Source organism: Deinococcus soli (ex Cha et al. 2016) (assembly GCF_001007995.1).
GTDB classification, from domain to species: domain Bacteria; phylum Deinococcota; class Deinococci; order Deinococcales; family Deinococcaceae; genus Deinococcus; species Deinococcus soli.
The window spans coordinates 2,269,348-2,287,507 of record NZ_CP011389.1; the positions used below are offsets into that span (position 1 = coordinate 2,269,348).

General features: G+C 71.4%; 17 protein-coding genes and 1 tRNA gene. 12 read left to right on the forward strand and 6 right to left on the reverse strand.

Annotated elements, in window-relative coordinates; genetic code table 11:
- The first annotated feature begins 145 nt into the window (after positions 1–145).
- Complete coding sequence (locus tag SY84_RS11145) at positions 146–1,660, forward strand: DUF512 domain-containing protein (RefSeq protein WP_046844072.1); 1,515 nt, start codon at positions 146–148, stop codon at positions 1,658–1,660.
- A 275-nt stretch (positions 1,661–1,935) separates the two neighbouring features.
- Entirely contained in the window at positions 1,936–2,316 is a 381-nt protein-coding gene (gene mscL, locus SY84_RS11150; protein ID WP_046844073.1) for a large conductance mechanosensitive channel protein MscL, read from the forward strand.
- A gap of 70 nt (positions 2,317–2,386) precedes the next feature.
- Here mscL and SY84_RS11155 read toward each other — a convergent pair whose 3' ends face one another.
- Positions 2,387–3,862: a serine hydrolase gene (locus SY84_RS11155; RefSeq protein ID WP_052751127.1), complete on the reverse strand. Its 1,476-nt coding sequence runs from the start codon at positions 3,860–3,862 to the stop codon at positions 2,387–2,389.
- A gap of 61 nt (positions 3,863–3,923) precedes the next feature.
- On the opposite strand from SY84_RS11155, the gene gatC reads away from it, so the two are divergent.
- From gatC to SY84_RS11180, 5 genes are all read left to right on the forward strand, one after another.
- Positions 3,924–4,217 carry an Asp-tRNA(Asn)/Glu-tRNA(Gln) amidotransferase subunit GatC gene (gene gatC, locus SY84_RS11160; RefSeq protein ID WP_046844074.1) on the forward strand — a complete coding sequence of 98 codons (294 nt, stop codon included), beginning with the start codon at positions 3,924–3,926 and terminating at the stop codon, positions 4,215–4,217.
- A gap of 70 nt (positions 4,218–4,287) precedes the next feature.
- Positions 4,288–5,565: a serine--tRNA ligase gene (gene serS / locus SY84_RS11165; protein ID WP_046844075.1), complete on the forward strand. Its 1,278-nt coding sequence runs from the start codon at positions 4,288–4,290 to the stop codon at positions 5,563–5,565.
- 74 nt (positions 5,566–5,639) lie between these two features.
- The gene (locus SY84_RS16550) at positions 5,640–6,206 is read left to right on the forward strand and encodes a hypothetical protein (protein WP_046844076.1); all 567 of its coding nucleotides are present in this window, start codon (positions 5,640–5,642) and stop codon (positions 6,204–6,206) included.
- A gap of 32 nt (positions 6,207–6,238) precedes the next feature.
- Positions 6,239–6,793, forward strand: a complete 555-nt coding sequence (locus SY84_RS11175) for a DinB family protein (protein ID WP_046844077.1) — start codon at positions 6,239–6,241, stop codon at positions 6,791–6,793.
- A complete protein-coding gene (locus SY84_RS11180; protein ID WP_046844078.1) occupies positions 6,790–7,221 on the forward strand; it encodes a hypothetical protein in 432 nt (143 codons plus the stop codon). Before SY84_RS11175 ends, SY84_RS11180 begins: the two co-directional genes overlap by 4 nt.
- A gap of 180 nt (positions 7,222–7,401) precedes the next feature.
- Here SY84_RS11180 and SY84_RS11185 read toward each other — a convergent pair whose 3' ends face one another.
- The 3 genes from SY84_RS11185 to chrA are packed head-to-tail and all read right to left on the reverse strand — an operon-like array spanning position 7,402 to position 11,277.
- Complete coding sequence (locus SY84_RS11185) at positions 7,402–9,558, reverse strand: xanthine dehydrogenase family protein molybdopterin-binding subunit (protein ID WP_046844079.1); 2,157 nt, start codon at positions 9,556–9,558, stop codon at positions 7,402–7,404.
- Positions 9,555–10,031, reverse strand: a complete 477-nt coding sequence (locus SY84_RS11190) for a (2Fe-2S)-binding protein (RefSeq protein WP_211117111.1) — start codon at positions 10,029–10,031, stop codon at positions 9,555–9,557. Before SY84_RS11190 ends, SY84_RS11185 begins: the two co-directional genes overlap by 4 nt.
- 58 nt (positions 10,032–10,089) lie before the next feature.
- Positions 10,090–11,277 carry a chromate efflux transporter gene (gene chrA, locus SY84_RS11195; RefSeq protein ID WP_046844080.1) on the reverse strand — a complete coding sequence of 396 codons (1,188 nt, stop codon included), beginning with the start codon at positions 11,275–11,277 and terminating at the stop codon, positions 10,090–10,092.
- Positions 11,278–11,352: 75 nt separating this feature from the next.
- Here chrA and SY84_RS11200 point away from each other — a divergent pair, with 75 nt between their 5' ends.
- Together SY84_RS11200 and SY84_RS11205 are read left to right on the forward strand one after the other, a co-directional pair.
- Positions 11,353–12,153, forward strand: a complete 801-nt coding sequence (locus SY84_RS11200; protein ID WP_046844081.1) for a VC0807 family protein — start codon at positions 11,353–11,355, stop codon at positions 12,151–12,153.
- 147 nt (positions 12,154–12,300) lie between these two features.
- A tRNA-Leu gene (locus tag SY84_RS11205) sits at positions 12,301–12,385 on the forward strand.
- Positions 12,386–12,492: 107 nt separating this feature from the next.
- Here the strand turns inward: SY84_RS11205 and SY84_RS11210 are convergent.
- The gene (locus tag SY84_RS11210; RefSeq protein ID WP_046844082.1) at positions 12,493–13,638 is read right to left on the reverse strand and encodes a glycosyltransferase family 4 protein; all 1,146 of its coding nucleotides are present in this window, start codon (positions 13,636–13,638) and stop codon (positions 12,493–12,495) included.
- Between the two features lie 58 nt (positions 13,639–13,696).
- Here SY84_RS11210 and hisA point away from each other — a divergent pair, with 58 nt between their 5' ends.
- Positions 13,697–14,410 (forward strand): 1-(5-phosphoribosyl)-5-[(5-phosphoribosylamino)methylideneamino]imidazole-4-carboxamide isomerase, encoded by a 714-nt coding sequence (gene hisA, locus SY84_RS11215; RefSeq protein ID WP_046844083.1) that lies wholly within the window; start codon positions 13,697–13,699, stop codon positions 14,408–14,410.
- Positions 14,411–14,568: 158 nt separating this feature from the next.
- Here the strand turns inward: hisA and SY84_RS11220 are convergent, their stop codons facing one another.
- Complete coding sequence (locus tag SY84_RS11220; protein ID WP_046844084.1) at positions 14,569–15,738, reverse strand: YihY/virulence factor BrkB family protein; 1,170 nt, start codon at positions 15,736–15,738, stop codon at positions 14,569–14,571.
- A 91-nt stretch (positions 15,739–15,829) separates the two neighbouring features.
- On the opposite strand from SY84_RS11220, the gene SY84_RS11225 reads away from it, so the two are divergent.
- Together SY84_RS11225 and SY84_RS11230 are read left to right on the forward strand one after the other, a co-directional pair.
- A complete protein-coding gene (locus SY84_RS11225; RefSeq protein ID WP_046844085.1) occupies positions 15,830–16,252 on the forward strand; it encodes a thioesterase family protein in 423 nt (140 codons plus the stop codon).
- 140 nt (positions 16,253–16,392) lie between these two features.
- Entirely contained in the window at positions 16,393–18,129 is a 1,737-nt protein-coding gene (locus SY84_RS11230; protein WP_046844086.1) for an NAD-dependent malic enzyme, read from the forward strand.
- Positions 18,130–18,160 lie beyond the last annotated feature (31 nt).

Below are 18,160 nucleotides of genomic sequence, written 5' to 3' on the forward strand. Positions count from 1 at the left end.
GCGCCGGCGCGAACCTGCGCCCGCTCACACCTGACCCTGGGCGCGGCTGTTATGCTGCTGTGCTTGATGCGGTGCCCCCAGGGCGGCCCGCGCGCAGGTGACAGGTGAGGGGCCGCCACAGCGTCCCGAAAAGGGGTGAAGTGACGTGACGGCAGCCGAACAGATACAGGATCAGGTGTTTCCCGCGCCCATCAAGACCGTGGAGGCGGGCAGCGCCGCCGAACGTGCGGGCGTGCGTCCGGGCGACGTGCTGCTGCGCGTGAACGGGCAGGCCGTCACGGACGTCCTCGCGTACCGCCACCTGCTCTCGCAGGGCCGGGCGACGCTGGAGATCGCCCGCCCGCAGGAGGCGCCGCGCGTCATGACCGGCGTGCCCGGCACCGCGCAGGACCACCACCGCCTCTTCCTGACCGCGGCGCCCAGTCTGGACGACACGTTCACGTTCAGCGTCGAGTGGGAGGACCCGGGCCTGGAGTTCGAGGAGGTGCTGTTCGACGGCATCAAGAAGTGCGCGAACAAGTGCGACTTCTGCTACGTGCACCAGATGCCGCGCGGCTTCCGCAAGAGCCTGTACATCATGGACGACGACTACCGTCTGAGCTTCCTGTACGGCTCGTTCGTGACCCTGACGAACCTCTCCGAGCATGACATCCAGCGGATTGAGGACGAGAACCTCTCGCCGCTGTACGTGTCGGTCCACACCGCGAACCAGGACCTGCGCCAGGACATGATGAAGTGGTGGCGCCTGAAGGTGAAGGACCCCCAGGCCGTGCAGATCCGCTCCATGATCGAGCGGCTGGAGCAGATCGACCTGTACACGCAGATCGTGCTCGTGCCCGAACGCAACGACCGCGAGAACCTCGACGAGACCGTTGAGTACCTGTCGAGCCGCCCTAACGTGATCAGCGCGGCGGTCGTGCCGATCGGCCTGACCAGCCACCGCACGAACCTCCCGGACGTGCGCGTGTTCTCCCGCGAGGAAGCGCAGGACACCCTGCGGCGCCTGAACGTGTGGCGCAAGCAGTTCCTCGCCGAGCGCGGCACCCGCTTCGTGTTCCCGTCGGACGAACTGTACCTGCTGGCCGGCGAGCCGCTCCCCAGCGAGGAGGAGTACGAGGGCTTCCCCATGCTGGAAAACGGCGTGGGCATGATCCGCGACTTCCTCACCGAGGGCGTCCCGGACCTGCCTGCCGCGCTGCCCGAACCGCGCCGCGTGATCCTGGGCACCGGCACGCTGTTCGCCGAGTCCCTCGACCGCGCCGTGGAACCCCTGCGGGCCATCAGGAACCTCAGCATCGAGGTGCGTGCCGTCGAGAACAAGACCTTCGGGAAGGTCACGACCGTCGCGGGGCTCCTGACGGGCCGCTGCTTCCGGCACGCGGTGAAGCCGGGCGAGGCCGACCTGCTGATCGTGCCGCCCACCACCCTGCGCTACGGCACGGAACTCATGCTCGACGACGTGAGCCTGGACGACCTGCGCGCCGAACTGCGCATGGACATCCGCTCGGGCGGCTCCACGCTGGGTGAACTGACCCGCGTGATTCTCCAGGGGGCGCAGAGCAGCGGCCCGCAGTTCGGCATGAGCGCCCACGCCGTCAAGGACACCGCCGAACCCATCTCGGTGCAGGTCGCCGAGCAGAACATGCGCGGGCAGGCGTAAGGCCACCACCCGCTGCGCCGACCGGCCCGCGCCCCTGAAGAGGGTGACGGGCCGGTCCTGCGTCCGGGGGTGGTGCGTGGTCTGCCCCTCTACCCGGCGGGGGAGGGGGGTACGCCCCCACCGCCGCGGATGGTGTGGGCGGATACGGAATCTGCCGTGCTGCTAGCAAGTTTCCGGCAGCCGGTCCCGTAAAAATTCCACAGAAACCAAACCTGTCTAGATCTCTTCATGAGGGGAGGATTGCTGAACGCTGAACGACCTGACACACTCCGGCCATGCTGAGTGGATTCAGAGACTTCATCATGCGCGGCAACATCGTGGACCTCGCCATCGCCGTCGCGACGGGTGCAGCCTTTACCGCACTGGTGGGCGCCTTCTCGACAGCCTTCATCAACCCGCTGATCAAACTGGCGACCGGCGGCGGCGCCGTCGGCGGCAAGTTCGTGATCAACGGTGTGGAATTCGACTACGGCCTGTTCATCACGGCGCTCATCACCTTCCTGATCACCATGCTCGTCCTGTACGTCGTGGTCGTCACGCCCTACAACCGCTTCCGCGAGCGCCTGGCCAAACCCGCCGCACCGGTCGTCGTGGAACCCACCGCCCAGGAAAAACTGCTGGCCGAGATCCGCGACGAACTGCGCCGCCGCCCCTGAGCAGCGCTCCAGCGACGTCCCCCGGTGCCCATGGCTCCGGGGGACGTTCCCGCTGTTCAGCGCCGTGGGATCACCGCAGGAGATCCAGGGTCGCGCCGTACAGCCCGACGAACGCGTCCTCCTGCAGGGGCCCCGGGGCGTTCCAGGTGGCACTCACGCAGTACGTGCGCCCGGTCAGGGTGGTGATCTGCGTGGTCAGGTTCAGCACGCCGGGCTCGCTGCCGCCCTTGTAACTCACGCTGCGGAAGCGCGCCGGGTCGGCCACGCCGGGGTTCAGCTGCGTCTCCTTCAGGGCCGCCACCCCGGCCATCAGGCGGCACAGCGTGGCCGGTGTAGCGAACCACTCCACGTCCCGCGCCAGGGGGCCGCCCGCGAAGTCGGTGGCGGCGGGCAGCGGCGCCATGCGGGCGCGGTCCAGCACCGCCCGGCGCGCGGGCACGTTCAGGACAGCGGCGCGGTACGCGGCGAGCAGCGCGGCGTTCGCGGGATTCTTCAGGGCGAAGGCCTCGCGGGTGCTGGGGAAGGGCCGCTGGCCGAACCGGGCCTCCACGCCCGCGCGGCCCACCACGCCCAGCAGCAGGTCGGTGGCGGTGTTGTCGCTCTGCGCGATCATCCGCGCCGCCAGGTCCCGCAGCGTGTAGCGGCTGCCGGTGGGGGCGTCCTGCAGGGTGCCGCTGGGCAGGCTGCGGTCTGCGTCGGTCAGGGTCACCTCGTCCGTCCACTGTTTCTGCCCGGCGCTCACCTGTGATTGCAGTTCGGCCAGGATCGCCAGCTTGAACGTGGACCCGACCGCCAGGGGCCGCGTGACGTTCAGCGCGGCGGCAGGCGTGGGCGCCCCCACCTCCTGCACGAGCAGGCTGACCTGACCGGGCAGGGCAGCAAAGGCCGCGCGGGTCTCGTCCAGCGACGTGAAGACCGGCGGGGGCGGCGTGAGGAGCAGTCCCGTCACGCGGCCCTGGTCGTCCAGCGAGAACTGCGTCACGTTCAGCTGCCCCCGCTCGAAGATCAGCCCCGCGATCTGCGCGCCGACCCGCACGTCCTTCAGGGCGCCGAACTGCGCCGTGACGTCCGCCAGCAGGGCGCGCAGCTGCGCCTCCGGCACGGCCGCCAGGAAGGACGGGGCGAACAGCGTGGCGTCGAACGGCCCGCCGAAGATGCGGGTCAGCACCTCGCGCGGCGAACCCACCCCGGGAGCCTGGGCTGTCGTCAGGAGCGGCGCGAACCGCAGGCCCGTGAAGCGTCCCTGGTCGTCCAGCGCGGCCAGCACGTTCAGTTCACCGCGTTCGAACACCGCCACGAGCAGGTCGCCGCGCGGCTCGGTCCGCACGAACGCACCCAGCTGGGCAGTCAGGCCGTCCAGGGCCGCCTGGAGCGCCTCGGTCGGCAGGGCCGCCAGGAAGGACGGCGCCAGCCACGCCGGCTGCACCGGCCCGCTGAACAGGCGCGTCACGGCGGCCGCCGGACTGGATGGCGTCTGAGTGGGCGTCTGGGCCTGCGCGGGCAGGGTGGCGGTCAGGACGATCAGGGCAGCGGTGAGGGGGCGCATGCCCCTGACTACGCCAGTGGGCGGGTGCGGGTTCCGGGGGCCGCCGCCTATACTTCAGGGCATGATTGACGCGGCCCAGATCGACCATCTCGCGCAGCTCGCGCGGCTGCACCTGACTCCGGAGGAACGCGCGGCCATGCAGGCCGACCTGACCCGCGTGCTCGGCTACTTCGAACAGCTGAATGAGGTGGACACCGGCGGCGTGCCGGAGATGCAGCGCCCCGTGACCCTCGTGAACGTCCTGCGCGACGACGTGGCGGGCGACGTGTTCCCCGTGGCGACCGTCACTGCTCTGGCGCCCGAGAGCATGCCCGACGGCCACATCCGCGTGCCCCGCACCGTGGAGACCGACTGATGACGGGCAAGACGCTCAGGGGCGGCCCCTCGCTTGACTTGATGGTCACCGACCGTCTCTGGAGGCTGTGATGCTCGACATCAAGTTCATCCGTGAGAACGCCGGGGCCGTGAAGCACGCCGTGGAGGTCAAGGGCGTGCCCATCGACATCGACGACCTGCTGCGCATCGACCGCGAACTGGTGGACCTCAAGCAGCGCGTGGAGGCCATGCAGGCCGAACGCAACGCCAACGCCAAACTGGTGCCCAAGGCGACGCCCGAGGAGCGACCCACGCTGATCCAGCGCGGCAAGGACCTGGCCGAGGAGATCAAGTTGCTCGACCCGGCCCTGCGCGCCCACGAGGACAACCTCAGGCAGCTGCTGCTGCGCGTGCCGAACATCCCGCACGCCTCGGTGCCGGTCGGCAAGGACGACAATGACAACGTCGAGCTGCGCCGCGAAGGAACGCTCCCCGCGTTCGAGTTCACGCCGCGCGATCAGGTGGACCTGCTGGAGGGTCAGGGCTGGAGTGACTTCGAGCGGGTGGCGCGCGTGTCCGGGAGCCGCAGCTACCTTCTGAAGGGCGAGGGCGCGCTGCTGGAGATGGCCGTGCAGATGTTCGCCATGAGCTTCCTGGCGGGGCGGGGCTTCACGCCGCTGAGCACGACCGCACTGGTGCGCCCCGAGACGCTCGTGAACTCCGGGCACTTCCCCGGCGACGAGGAGAGCGTGTACAAGCTCGAAGGTGACGAGCTGATGCTGGCCGGCACCGCCGAGGTGCCCGTGAACAGCCTGTATGCCGGTGAGCAGCTGAGCGCCGACCAGCTGCCGATGGCGTTCTCCGCGATCAGCGGCGCGTTCCGCCGCGAGGCCGGGAGCGCCGGGCGGGACGTGCGCGGCCTGATCCGCGTGCATGAGTTCCGCAAGGTCGAGCAGTACGTCATCTGCCGCGCCGACGAGCAGGAGGGCATGAAGTGGTTCGAGACCCTGCTCGGCAACGCCGAGGCGATTCTGCAGGCGCTGGAACTGCCGTACCGCGTGGTGCAGAACTGCACGGGCGACATGGGCGCGGGCAAGGTCCTGATGTACGACATCGAGACCTGGGTGCCCAGCGAGCAGAAGTACCGCGAGACGCACTCCTGCTCGTACCTGGGCGACTGGCAGGCCCGCCGCACCGGCCTGCGCTACCGCGACGAGACCGGCAAGCTGGTGTACGCGCACACCCTGAACAACACCGGGATCGCCACGCCGCGCATCCTGGTGCCGCTGCTGGAAAACCACCAGCGGGCCGACGGGACCATCCACGTCCCCGAGGCGCTACGCCCGTACCTGGGTGGCAAGGCCGTCCTGGGCCAGCCCGTCCACTGACTTCAGGAACGGGGGAGAGGGGGGCCGCGCTGACCTGCGGCCCCCTCCTCATGCGTGCCCGGTACCCTGCCGTTATGAAGGCTGCCGGTCTGAACCTCCTGCGGGCCGCCCTGCTGCCGCTGCTCCTGCTCACGCCCGCGCAGGCCGGGGGTGCGGCGCAGCCCGCCTGGATCGGCCGCGCGGTAGACGTGCCCGCCACGCCATTGTGCCGGGCGCTGGGCTGCACCCTCCAGACCGTCCGCGAGAACACCCCGGATACCCTGGGCGGACATGACGGCCAGCAGCGCACCTACCGCACCGCGAGCGGCTGGCGGCTGGAGGTGGACGTCCGCCCCGGCGGGCGGGTCAGCGGCGCGCGCCTGCTGCGCCCCGGCGCCCCGCGCGGCACGCGCCTGACCGACGCGCAGACCCGCGAGGCCGCCGCGTTCCTGAGCGCCCTGACCGGTCGGGCCTTCCGACCACAGGCCGTGCAGGCCTGCCTGAACGCCGGGCTGGCCGCGCAGGCCCGGGACTTCGACGCCTACGGCCCTGCCGACCCCCTGAGCCGCTGGAGCACGCCCGCCGGGTGGGCATTCCGGGCGCGCTGTGGCGTGGCGGGCGCGGGCGCGCTGGGCGTGTGGGCCGGGTGGAGGCAGGGCTGACCGCGCCGGGCCGCGCGGCGTACACTGCCCGCATGACCAAACCGCTGCTGGACCCGGCCGCCCTGGCCCCCATGGGCGCCACGCCCGAGGACGTCCGCGCCCGTCTGGACCGCGAACTCGACCTGTTCCACGCGCACCTGCGGACCCGCCAGCAAGACTGGACCCGCACCCAGCCCGGGCGCGACTGGAGCCCCGCGCAGGAGGCCGAGCACGTCCTGAAGATCAACGACTCCATCGCGCGCGGCGTCGGTCTGCTGCTCTCGGAGCGGGAACTGCGCCCCATGCCGCAGACCCCCGGTGAACTCACGCCCGACGGCCGTCGCGTCGCCCCGCCCCATACCCAGCCCGGCGACACGGGCCTCGCCTGGGACGACCTGGACGCCACCTGGGCGCACAGCCGCGCGGGCCTGAGCACCGTCACGGGCGCGCTGCGGGCCACGCCCGGCCGCACCCTCTGGCACCCCTTCTTCGGGGAACTCGACGCGCTGGACTGGACCCGCATGGTCGCCGCGCACCTGTACCAGCACCGCAAGGCCCTGGAGCGCAGCGCCCAGCCGCAGAGCCTTCAGGAGCCGAGCCTCCCGTGACGGCCCCGACCTCCCGCACGGACAAGGGCACGCGCGGCTTCGAACTGGACCTGCACGTCACCTTCACCCGCCCGCTGCCCGAAGCGCAGGCCCGCGCCGCGCTGCTGGCCCTGCCGGGCTTCACGGTGGACCTGTACCGCCCGCATCCCAACCCCACCGGACAGAGGCCCACCCAGACGCCAGAGGAGGCCCCGGGTGTACCCTCCGCGCGCCTGACCGGCCCCCTGACCGACCCGGACGCCATCCGCGCCGGACTGGCCGCGCTGCTGGGCGGCGACGCCCGTTACGTCGAGGTCGGCCTGCGCGGCTTCCTGCGCAGCGCCCAGGGGCAGACCGAATGGATGCCCTGGCGCCGCAACGTCGTCCTGCCGCGCGCCGACGTCGCCCGCGTCACCTTCGAGGAGAGCATCCGCTACGTGCTGGAGTGACATCGACTCGGGTGGACTGGTTTTTGCCAACCAGTCCACCCGAGCGGATGCGACTCGCAGAGCTGCCCCGCAGAGTAGGAGAGAAAGGGGATCCGGGAGTGGAGTGGGGGAATCGGTGTCGTTCCAGTCCCTCCACGAAACGGACGGGCTCCCGCTCATGCGAGGCCCGGAGGCTGAACCTCAACTTCCGGGCCGCAGGGGCAGGGTCCGCAGGCGCTGGCCGGTCAGGGTGAACACCGCGTTCGCCACGGCGGCCGCCGCCGGGCCCATCACGGGTTCCCCCAGGCCCTGCGGGTCCTCGCCGCTCTCGATCAGGAGCACCTCGACTTCCGGCGCGTCCCGCAGGGGCAGGAGGCGGTACCGGTCGAAGTTCGATTCGACCACCCGCCCGTCCTGAATGGTCAGTTCCTCGTGCAGCGCGGAACTCAGGGCCATCATTACCGACCCCTGGATCTGCAGTCGCGCGCCGTCCGGGTTCACGACCAGCCCGGGGTCCACGGCGACCGTCACGCGGTGCACCTGCACCCGCCCATCCTCCACCGAGACCTCCGCGACCAGTGCCGAGGCGGTGTTCAGGTCCAGGCAGCACGCCACGCCCCGTGCCCGGCCTGCCGCGACGGGCGTGCCCCACCCGGCCGCCCGAGCGGCGCGCTCCAGCACGGTCCGCAGGCGACCCCCGTCCCCGCCGGGCCCCAGGTGCCGCAGCCGGAACGCCAGTGGGTCCGCCTGCGCCGCGTGCGCGAGTTCATCCATGAAGCTCTCCAGCGCGAACGTGTTCGGCAGCACGCCCAGCCCGCGCCAGTACCCGGTCGGGACGGGCAGCGCCTCGCGGCGGTTCACGACCCGGTACGCCGGGAGGTCGTACGGCAGGAACTGCCCCGCCAGGCCGCCCGGATCGAAGCCCAGCGCGTCCCGCACGAACTCCGGCAGGCCGGTCTGCCCCCAGATGATGTCGCCGCCCGCCGTGAACTGCTCCACGCCCCGCAGCCCACCGTCCGCGCCCACACTGCCGCGCAGGACGTGATGGGTGGGCGGCCGGTAGAAGGCGTGCTGGAGGTCCTCCTCGCGCGTCCAGCCGACATGCACGGGCCTGCCGACCGCCGCCGAGAGCCGCGCGGCCTCCAGCGCCGCATGCTGCCCCGCCTTGCGCCCGAAGCCGCCGCCCAGCTGCGTCGGGTGGACCAGCACCTCGCGGTCCTTACCGAACACGCCGCGCAGGTCGTCGATGACCATCTGCGGGTACTGCGTGGACGCCCACACCTCGATCCGCCCGCCCGCCTGCACGTCCGCCAGCGCCGCCAGCGGTTCCAGGTGCGCGTGCGCGGCCAGCGGCGTGCGGTACTCGGCCTGCACCACCGTCCCCCCGGAAAGGGCCGCGCGGACGTTCCCGCGCCGCCGCAGCACCGAGCCCGACCCCGCCTGAATCTGCGCGTCCAGGTCGGCGCTGCTGGCAGTCGTGCCGCCCTCCCAGCGCAGGTCCAGGGAGGGCAGCGCCGCGCGGGCCTGCGTGCGCGTCCGCGCGACCACCCCCGCAAAACCCGCTTTCAGGTCGATCACGACCCGCACCACGCCCGGCTGCCGCCCCGCCGCGCCCGCCGACGCCGACACCAGCCGCGCCCCGAACCTCGGCGGGCGCGCCACCGCCCCGAACAGCATGCCCGGCAGGCGCGCGTCGTACCCGTACGTGGCCGTGCCCAGCACCTTGTCCCGGAAGTCCGTGCGCGGCATGGCCCGCCCGATCCGCTTGAAGTCCCGCCGCGCCTTCAGCGTGGGGGCGGCCTCCGGGATCACCCATTCGCCCTGCTTGCCCGCCACGACCTGCGCGTACGGGATGCGCTGGCGCGAACCCGCCAAGAAGAACGACCCACCCGCTGCCGTCAGCCGCGCCGCCGGAACGCCCAGCTGCCGCGCCGCCTCCTCCCGCAGCAGTTCCCGCAGGGTCGCCGCTGCCTCGCGCAGGGGCCGGTACAGCGCCTTTACGCTGGTCGAACCGAACGTGAACATCGTCCCGCCCGCGTACCCGCGCGCCGTGTCCGCCTGCCGAACCGTCAGCTGCTCCGGCGTGACCTCCAGTTCCTCCGCCGCAATCTGAGCCAGCGCCGTGTGAATGCCCTGCCCCATCTCGACCTTCGGGACGAAGAACGTCACCCCGGCGGGCGTCACCTCGAACCACAGGTCCGGGTCGCGGGGCGCGTCCTGCGGCCCGGTGCCGTTCTCCTCGATGAACTCCACGAGCGCCGGGCGGCCCGCGGTCAGCGCCAGCGGCACCCCCACCACCAGCAGGCCCGCGCCACTCCCCAGGCCGATCAGGACCCGGCGGCGCGTGACGGGCTTCACAGGCCCTCCCGTTTCAGTTCCGCGGCGCGGGCGACCGCCCGGCGGATCGCGTTGTACCCGCCGCAGCGGCACAGGTTGATGCCCGCCGCCTCCTCGATCTGCGCGGGCGTGGGGTCCGGGGTGCGCCCCAGCAGCGCCACTGCCGACATCAGGTGCCCGGGCAGGCACCACCCGCACTGCAACGGATTTTCCAGGAACGCCTGCTGCACCGGATGCAACTGCTCCCCACGCGCCAGTCCCTCCACGGTCGTCACCTCCCGCCCTGCGGCCGCGCTCGCCGGGGTCAGGCACGCGCGGGTCACCTGCCCGCCGACCAGCACCGTGCAGCTGCCGCACGCGCCGATCCCGCAGCCGTAGTGCGTGCCGGTCAGGCCCAGTTCATCGCGCAGCACCCACACCAGCATCTCGTCCGGGTGCGCCACCTCGCGGCGCTGGCCGTTCACGGTCAGCTGCACGCCGACCCCTGCCCACATTCGTTCATGAAGCCAGCTTAAGCACGGTGGCGCGCGGGACGTGTACGCGGTCCCGCCGTCAGCCGCCGCCCAGCAGCCAGCCCAGCGCCGCGCAGACCGGCACGACCACCCACGCCGGGACCCGCCCAGCCGTCAGCGCCGCGTAGGCCAGCAGCACGCCCGCCAGGTCGGCCGGGCCGCGCACCGCGCCCGTGAACACCGGCGTGTACAGCGCCGCCAGCAGCAGGCCCACCACGCCCGCGTTCACGCCCGCCAGCGCCGCGCGCGCGCCCATGCGGCCACTCAGCGCGGACCAGAACGGCAGCGCTCCCAGCATGAGCAGCGCGCCCGGCAGGAAGATGCCCAGCGTGCCCAGCAGCGCCCCCACCCCTGCCCCCAGGCCCAGGGCGGGCGCGGCGGCGGCCCCCAGGTACGACGCGAAGGTGAACAGCGGCCCCGGCATGGCGTTCGCCGCGCCGTAGCCGGCCACGAACGCCCCGTGCGGCAGCAGGGCCGGCACGAACGCGGGTTCCAGCAGCGGCAGCACCACGTGACCCCCGCCGAACACCAGCGCGCCCGCCCGGAAGGTCGCCCACAGCAGCGCCCAGCCGCCCCCCAGGGCCGACAGGCCCGCGAGGGTGACCGCCAGCGCCGCGCACAGGGCCAGCAGCGCCGTGCCCGCCCGGCGCGACACCGGCACGCGCAGCGCCTGCCCCTCTGTGACCGGCGCCGTCAGGGTGCGCCAGCCGATCAGCGCGCACAGGCCCAGCACGCCCAGCGTGCCCCACCCGCCCGCCCCCGGCCACCACGCGGGCAGGACCAGCAGCGCCGCCGCCGCGCCCAGCGCCAGCCCCGCCCGCACCCGGTCCATCACCAGCGCGCCCCACATGCCCGCCACCGCCTGCGCCACGACCGCCACGGCCGCCAGCTTCACGCCCTGCACCCACCCCGCCCCGTCCGCCGCGCCGCCCGCCAGCGTCCCGCCCAGCAGCGCCATGAGCAGCGCGCTCGGCAGCGTGAACCCCAGCCACGCCGCGCCCGCCCCCGCCCACCCGGCCCGGCGCAGACCCACCGCCAGCCCCACCTGCGAGCTGCTCGGGCCCGGCAGGAAGTTCGCCACCGCCACCAGCTCCGCGTACTCCGCGTCACTGAGCCACGCGCGGCGCTCCACGAACTCCGCCCGGAAGAAGCCCAGGTGCGCCACCGGCCCCCCGAAACTCGACAGGCCCAGCCGCAGGAACACCGTGAAGACCTCCAGAACGTGCATGCCGAACAGCGTACCGGACCGCCCGTCAGGCCCGCCTCCGGCCCCGGGCCGCTCCTCACGCGGGAATGCACGAGAATGCCGGGTATGACCGCAGCTCCCACCCCCACGCCCGCCAACCGCTCCCGCGTGCCCAAGACCGTCTGGGACCTGATCTTCACGCTGGTCATTCCGATCATGATCCTCAGCCCGAATATCCTGGGCAGCGGCATCAGCGTCGCCGAGCAGGTGTTCGGGGGCGGCACCACCGGCAACGTCCGCGCGTACCTCCTCGCCGCGCTGATTCCCGTCGGGTACGTCCTGTGGGACCTCCTGGTGAACCGCAACGTCAGCCCCGTCGCCCTGATCGGCGGGGCAGGCGCGATCTTCAGCGGCGCGCTGGCCTTCTGGTACGTGGACGGCTTCTGGTACGCCATCAAGGACAGCGCCCGCTCGTACCTCGTGGGCCTGCTGTTCCTGATCAGCGCCGCCACCAGCGTGCCGCTGTTCCGCGTGTTCCTCGACGCGACCAGCATCGGCGAGAGCCCCGAACACCGCGCCGCCACCCAGACCGCCATGCGCGACCCGGTCGTCAGGCGCGGCCTGGTGCAGGGCACCGTCGTGTTCGCCGTGGTCGACCTGATCGGCGGCGTCGTGAACAGCGTCGTGAACTACCAGCGCGTCACCGCGAAGTTCGGCACGGACGACTTCAACGCCCAGATCGCCGCCGTGAACGCCGTCATGCGCGTCCCGGGCCTGATCATCAGCCTCGTGGGCGTCGCGGGCGCCGTGTGGCTCCTGAACCGCGCCGTGACCGCCCGCTACGGCGCGGGCGCCAGCCTCTTCGAACCCGGCAAGCTCGCTGAACGCCTGCGTGAACGCGGCGAACCTGTCAGCTGAATCACCCCCGAGGGCCGCGGCGGGGTACCCTCCCCGCCGCGGCCCTTTCACGTCCGGGGCCGGGGGGTGTTGACAGTTTCGGCACTCGCCTATAAAGTAAGCGAGCCCTGAAACGCGCCCGAGCGCGGGCGAGAATACCAAAGGTGTGCCGAGGTGGCGGAATTGGTAGACGCACTAGTTTCAGGGACTAGCGCCGCGAGGCGTGTGGGTTCAAGTCCCATCTTCGGCACCACACAGAAGGCCCCAGCAGAAATGCCGGGGCCTTCCTGTATTACATGACGATCAGACAGCAGCGGAAGGGAGACCAGTGCGGCCTCCCCTCCGCTGCAGTTCCGTTCCCTACCGGCGTTTGCGGTGGATGACCTGTTCGTACACGGCTTCCAGCGCGGCGGCGCGGGTGGTCAGGTCGTACTGCGCGGCGCTGGCGCGCGCCCCGGCCTGAAGTGCGGGCAGGCGACCGGGCATCAGGGTGTCGAGCAGGCCCTCGGCGAGCGCTTCGGGCGTGGCGGCGCGGACGGTGCCGTTCACGCCCTCCTGAATCAGGTCCAGCGCGGCGGGACTCTGCGCGGCGACGAGGGGCGCGCCCGCCGCGAGGGCCTCGATCATACTCATGGGGAGGACCTCGCTGGTGCTCGCGGTGATGAACACGTCGGCGGCCGCCAGCGCCTCGGGAACTCGCTCGTACGGGACGGGACCGGTGAAGGTGACGCCCTCGGGGGCCGACTGTTCCAGCGCGGCGCGGCTGGGGCCGTCCCCGACGACCAGCAGGCGCAGGTCCGGGCGGCTGGCGCGGGCGCGGTCGAAGGCGCGCAGCATGACGTCCAGGTTCTTCTCGGGGGCCAGTCGGCCCAGCGATACGACCAGTGGCGCGTCCGGCGCCACGTGGTACGTCTCGCGGAACGCCGCGCCCGTGGCGGCGCGGAACGCGGCGAGATCCACCGGGTTCGGCATCAGGTCCACGGGGCCCTGGAAGCCGTACTCGCGCAGCATGTCCACCATCGCGCGGCCCGGCGCGAGCACCGCGTCCACCCGGCGTGCGAACGCGCTCACGTGCGGGCGCAGCACCGCGCGGCCCACCCGCTTGGGCATGGGCGCGTAGTGCAGGTACTGGTCGTACTGCGTGTGGGCCGTGTACACCACGGGCGCCCCGGACAGCCGCGCCCACTTCAGGGCCAGCTGGCCCGCCAGGAACGGGTGCATGGTGTGCAGCACGTCCAGCCCGCGCAGTGGCAGCCGCGAGGTCAGGAGGGGCCCCGGCGCGAGCATCACGGGGTAGTCCGCCGGGGCACCCAGCGCCCGCGCGCCCGCAAAGGACGAGTTCAGGCGGTACACGCCGTCCTCGCGTGGGGGCATCAGCGGGTGGCGGGGCGCGAAGATCCGCACCTCGTGCCCACGCTCGCGCAGGCCCCGCGCGAACAGCGCCGTGCTGGTCGCCACCCCGTTCCGGGACGGCAGGTAGGTCGCAGTGACAATCCCGACGCGCACCCGCGCAGTGTAGCCCCGCAGGCGTCCCCGCGCGAGCCGGCCCCGTATCCTGTGGCCCATGCAAGAGCCGCTCATCATTCCCTGCGTGGACATCCAGTCCGGGCGCGCCGTGCGCCTGTTCGAGGGCGACCCCGACCGCGAGACCGTGTACTTCGACTCCCCTCTGGACGCCGCCCGGCACTGGGTGGGCCTGGGCGCGGGCCTCGTGCACCTCGTGGATCTGGACGCCGCCACGGGCCGCGGCGAGAACCGCGCCGTGATCGCGCAGATCACGCAGGAACTGGGCGTACCGGTCGAGGTGGGCGGCGGCATCCGCAGCCGCGAGGCCGCCGAGGAATTGCTGCGCCTGGGCGTGGACCGCGTCGTGATCGGCACCGCCGCCGTGAAGCAGCCGGAACTCGTGCGGGAATTGATCACCGCGCACGGCCCCGAACGGGTGGTCGTCAGCCTGGACGCGCGCGGGCTGGAGGTCGCCACGCACGGCTGGGCGCAGGGCAGCGGCGTCATGGTCGCCGACCTGACCCCCACCCTGGCCGACGCGGGCCTGGAAACGCTGATCTTCACGGACGTCACCCGCGACGGCACGCTGCGCGGCCTGAACCGCGACCTGATGGCCCAGGTCCGCCGTCTCTGGATGAACACCCTGATCGTGGGCGGCGGCGTCGCGAACCTCGACGACGTGCGCCTGCTGCGCGAGGAACACATCGAGGGCGCCATCGTGGGCCGCGCCATCTACGAGGGCACCCTGCCGTTCCCCGCCGTGCTCGACTAAAACGGATTCCGTTTCGCTCCTGCTCGCGCTGCTGCGCAGCTCTCCGAGTCCGCTCGGGTTGAAAGATGCTGCACACCTTGCAACCGGAGTCCATATGATCTGCCGGACAGGGAGCGGGGCGGAGGTGACCCACGACCTCCGCCCCGCTCCCTGTGCCCTTACCTGCGCCGTCCGCCGGTGATGCCCAGCAGGCGCAGCACGATCACGACGGGCACGGCGAGCACGGCAGTCACGGCGTTCCACAGGGCGGCGCGGACGGTGGGCAGCATGCGGCCCTCCTCGCGGCGCGGCACCTGCTTCAGTACACGCGGCAGTGTCGGGACCGCCACGCCCAGCACGCGGCCCCGGGCGTCCTGCGCGGGGCGCCCGGCGGCGTCCTTCGCGTCGCGTTCCTGGGCACTCTCGGTGGGGTCGATGTCCACGCCCTGCGCGGCCAGCGCTTCCTTCTTCGCGGTGTTCGCGGCGCCCCCGGCGTGCGTGCCGAACTTCTGTGAGTACACCCAGGTGACTTCGGCGCCGAAGAAGAAGATCATCGCGGAGTAGTAGATCCACAGCAGGAGCACGATCAGGGTCGCGGCCGCCCCGAAGGCGCTGCCGGGCGCCGCCTGACCCAGGTACAGGCCGATGCCCAGCTGGCCCAGCGTGAACAGCGTGGACGTGAAGAAGCCTCCCACCCACACCTCGTGCCACTGGAGTTTCACGTCGGGCAGCACCTTGTACACGCCCGCGAAGACCGGCGCGAGGAACAGCGTGGACAGCAGCGCCGTGCCCAGCCGCACGAAGAACGCGCCCGCGCCGATGGTGTCTCCCAGGGTCTGCGCGATGGCGGACAGGTACGTGTTCAGGCCCAGGAACACGATCAGCAGCAGGCCGATCACGATGATCATCAGGAACGACTTCACGCGCGTCCACAGGATGTTCACGATGCCCTGCGGCGGGGCCGGGTCGGCGCCCCACATGGAGTTCAGGGCGTCCTGCACCTGCACGAACAGGCCCGTGGCGCCCATGAACAGCGTCACGAACGCCGCGATGGTCGCCACGAGACTTCCCTTGAGCAGGCTGTCGGGTTTGATCAGGCCGCGCAGGAACTCGGCGGTGTCGCTGCCCAGGTTCTGCGACACCAGCCCCGCCGGGCCGAACAGCTGGTCCAGCACCGCCGAGTCGGTCAGGAACCGCCCGGCGACCGCCACCGCGAGCAGCAGGAGCGGCGCGATGCTGAACATGGCGTAGTAGGCGATCGCGGCGGCGAGGCGCGGGGCCTTGTCCTGCCCGAAGGCCAAGAAGGCCTCGCGCAGCAGGGTGAACAGGTCGGCAGGCTTGAGCCTCATCCCGGCAGTCTACGGACGCGCGCGGCAGGTGTCCGCAGGAGCGGGATTCACGCTTTTCCCATACTGCCCCGGCCCTGCTAGCCTGCCCCTCATGCACGCCATCCCGGAAGGCTTCACGCAGACCCTGACCGTGACCGTCACCGACGACATGACCGTCAGTTTTGGCGAACTGGGCCGCCTGCACCCCGTGTACGCCACGTACTGGATGGCCAAACACTTCGAGGAGGCCGGGCGCAAGATCATCCTGCCCTTCCTGGAAGACGGTGAGGGCGGCATCGGCACGCAGGTGGACGTCACGCACACCGCCTCCGCGCTGCCCGGCATGACGGTCACCGTGACCGCCACCTTCGACCGGATGGACGGGCGGCGCATCGTCGCCCGGATGCGCGCCGTGAACGAACTCGGCGACGAGATCGGATTTGGCAGCACCACCCAGATGGTCCTGCCACAGTCGCGCATCGATGCGGGCTTCGACACGTTGCGCGCCCGCTGGGCGGAACGGGTTGATGGGTGATGGAGGGGGGCGGTTCGGTTTGCTGTGCGCCTTCTGTTCACGGGCTGAACTGAGCTGAGCTGCGGCCTGGGGGGCGGCGTGCGTTTCGTGCGCGGCTTTCCTGGACCGGGTGCAGCGGGGGGCCGCTATGCTGGAGCGTCATGCCGAAATCTCTTCCCGTGTCCCGGTACTACGACGTGCAGCGCGATGAGGCCGGTCAGCGCTTCATCCGCGTGAACGTGACGGGCCTCGCCCTGCTGCAAAACCCCCTGCTGAACAAGACCACCGCGTTCACCCCGCAGGAGCGGCGCGAACTGGACCTCGAGGGCCTCGTGCCGCCCCACACCAGCACCTTCGAGGAGCAGAAGGAACGCACGTACCTGCGCTACCTGAAGTGCAACTCCGACCTGGAAAAACACGAGTACCTGCGCGCCCTGCAGGACCGCAACGAGGTGCTGTTCTACGCGATCCTCGAGGATCACCTGGAGGAGATGCTGCCCATCATCTACACGCCCACCGTGGGCGAGGCGGTCCGCAACTACTCCAGCAACTACCGCTACCCGCGCGGGTTCACGGTCAGCACCGGCGACATCGACCGGGTGGACGACATGCTGGAGAACGTCACCGTGAACGACGTGCGCATGATCGTCGCGACCGACAGCAGCGCCATCCTGGGCATCGGTGACCAGGGCTTCGGCGGCATGGCGATCAGCATCGGCAAGCTGTCCCTGTACACCGCCGCCGGGGGCGTCGGCCCCGACAAGACCCTGCCCGTGGAACTGGACGTCGGTACGAACCGCCAGGACCTGATCGACGACCCGCTGTACCTGGGCGTGCACCACCAGCGCCTGACCGGCGCCGCGTACGACGAGTTCCTGGACGCGTTCGTGGAGGCCGTGTCGCACCGCTATCCGAAGGCGATCATCCAGTGGGAGGACTTCAGTCGCGGCACCGCCTTCCGCGTGCTCGAACGCTACCGGCGTGTGGTGCCCAGCTTCAACGACGACATCCAGGGTACGGGCGCCATGGCCCTGGCGGGCCTGATGCGCGCCGCGCAGATCAAGGGCGAGCGGCTGGAGGACCAGGTGTTCGTGATCGTCGGCGCGGGCGCCGCCGGGATCGGCGTGGCCATGGCGATCCGGCAGGGCCTGATGACCTGGGGCGGCCTGAGCCACGCTGACGCGAACGCCCGGGTGTTCGTCGTGGACCGTCACGGCCTGCTCATGCACGGCCAGCCGGACCTGGAGGAGCAGCAGCTGAGCTTCGTGCGCCGCCCCGAGGACCTCCAGGGCTGGACATACGAGGGCGAGTACCCCAGCATGCACGACGTCATCGTGAACGCGCGGGCCACCGCGCTGCTGGGCTTCACCGGCGTGCCCGGCCTGTTCCGCCAGGAGAGCATCCAGGCGATGCTGGAGCACACCCCACGTCCCATCGTGTTCCCGCTGAGCAACCCCAGCAGCCACGTCGAGGCCCGCCCCGCCGACGTCATCCACTGGACGCAGGGCGGCGCGATCGTCGCGTCCGGCAGCCCCTTCCCGGACGTGGAGTACGGCGGCAAGCGCCACCCCATCGGGCAGGGCAACAACGCCTTCATCTTCCCCGGCCTGGGCTTCGGCGCGATCGCCAGCCGTGCCCGCGAGATCACCGACACCATGGTCATGGAAGCCGCCCGCACCCTGGCCGAATTCACCGCGCAGTCCGGCGAACGCGTCTACCCGCCCATCAGCGACCTGCGCGAACTGAGCATCCAGGTGGCCGTGAACGTCGCCCTGCAATCCATCCGCGACGGCGTGTGCGCCGAACGCCGCATCCGCAACATGACCAGAGACGAACTCGAACAGGTCATCCGGGGCCGCGCCTGGGAACCCCGCTACCTCCCACTTCGGAAGGGGTGATGGTTGAAAGTTGATGGGTGATGGAGGCGGG

Bases quoted from the DNA above. Each gene is read 5' to 3' on its own strand.
- mscL (WP_046844073.1), top strand. From the start codon at position 1,936: ATGCTGAGTGGATTCAGAGACTTCATCATGCGCGGCAACATCGTGGAC.
- SY84_RS11155 (WP_052751127.1), bottom strand. From the start codon at position 3,862: ATGCGCCCCCTCACCGCTGCCCTGATCGTCCTGACCGCCACCCTGCCC.
- gatC (WP_046844074.1), top strand. From the start codon at position 3,924: ATGATTGACGCGGCCCAGATCGACCATCTCGCGCAGCTCGCGCGGCTG.
- serS (WP_046844075.1), top strand. From the start codon at position 4,288: ATGCTCGACATCAAGTTCATCCGTGAGAACGCCGGGGCCGTGAAGCAC.
- SY84_RS16550 (WP_046844076.1), top strand. From the start codon at position 5,640: ATGAAGGCTGCCGGTCTGAACCTCCTGCGGGCCGCCCTGCTGCCGCTG.
- SY84_RS11175 (WP_046844077.1), top strand. From the start codon at position 6,239: ATGACCAAACCGCTGCTGGACCCGGCCGCCCTGGCCCCCATGGGCGCC.
- SY84_RS11190 (WP_211117111.1), bottom strand. From the start codon at position 10,031: ATGTGGGCAGGGGTCGGCGTGCAGCTGACCGTGAACGGCCAGCGCCGC.
- chrA (WP_046844080.1), bottom strand. From the start codon at position 11,277: ATGCACGTTCTGGAGGTCTTCACGGTGTTCCTGCGGCTGGGCCTGTCG.
- SY84_RS11200 (WP_046844081.1), top strand. From the start codon at position 11,353: ATGCCGGGTATGACCGCAGCTCCCACCCCCACGCCCGCCAACCGCTCC.
- hisA (WP_046844083.1), top strand. From the start codon at position 13,697: ATGCAAGAGCCGCTCATCATTCCCTGCGTGGACATCCAGTCCGGGCGC.
- SY84_RS11220 (WP_046844084.1), bottom strand. From the start codon at position 15,738: ATGAGGCTCAAGCCTGCCGACCTGTTCACCCTGCTGCGCGAGGCCTTC.
- SY84_RS11225 (WP_046844085.1), top strand. From the start codon at position 15,830: ATGCACGCCATCCCGGAAGGCTTCACGCAGACCCTGACCGTGACCGTC.
- SY84_RS11230 (WP_046844086.1), top strand. From the start codon at position 16,393: ATGCCGAAATCTCTTCCCGTGTCCCGGTACTACGACGTGCAGCGCGAT.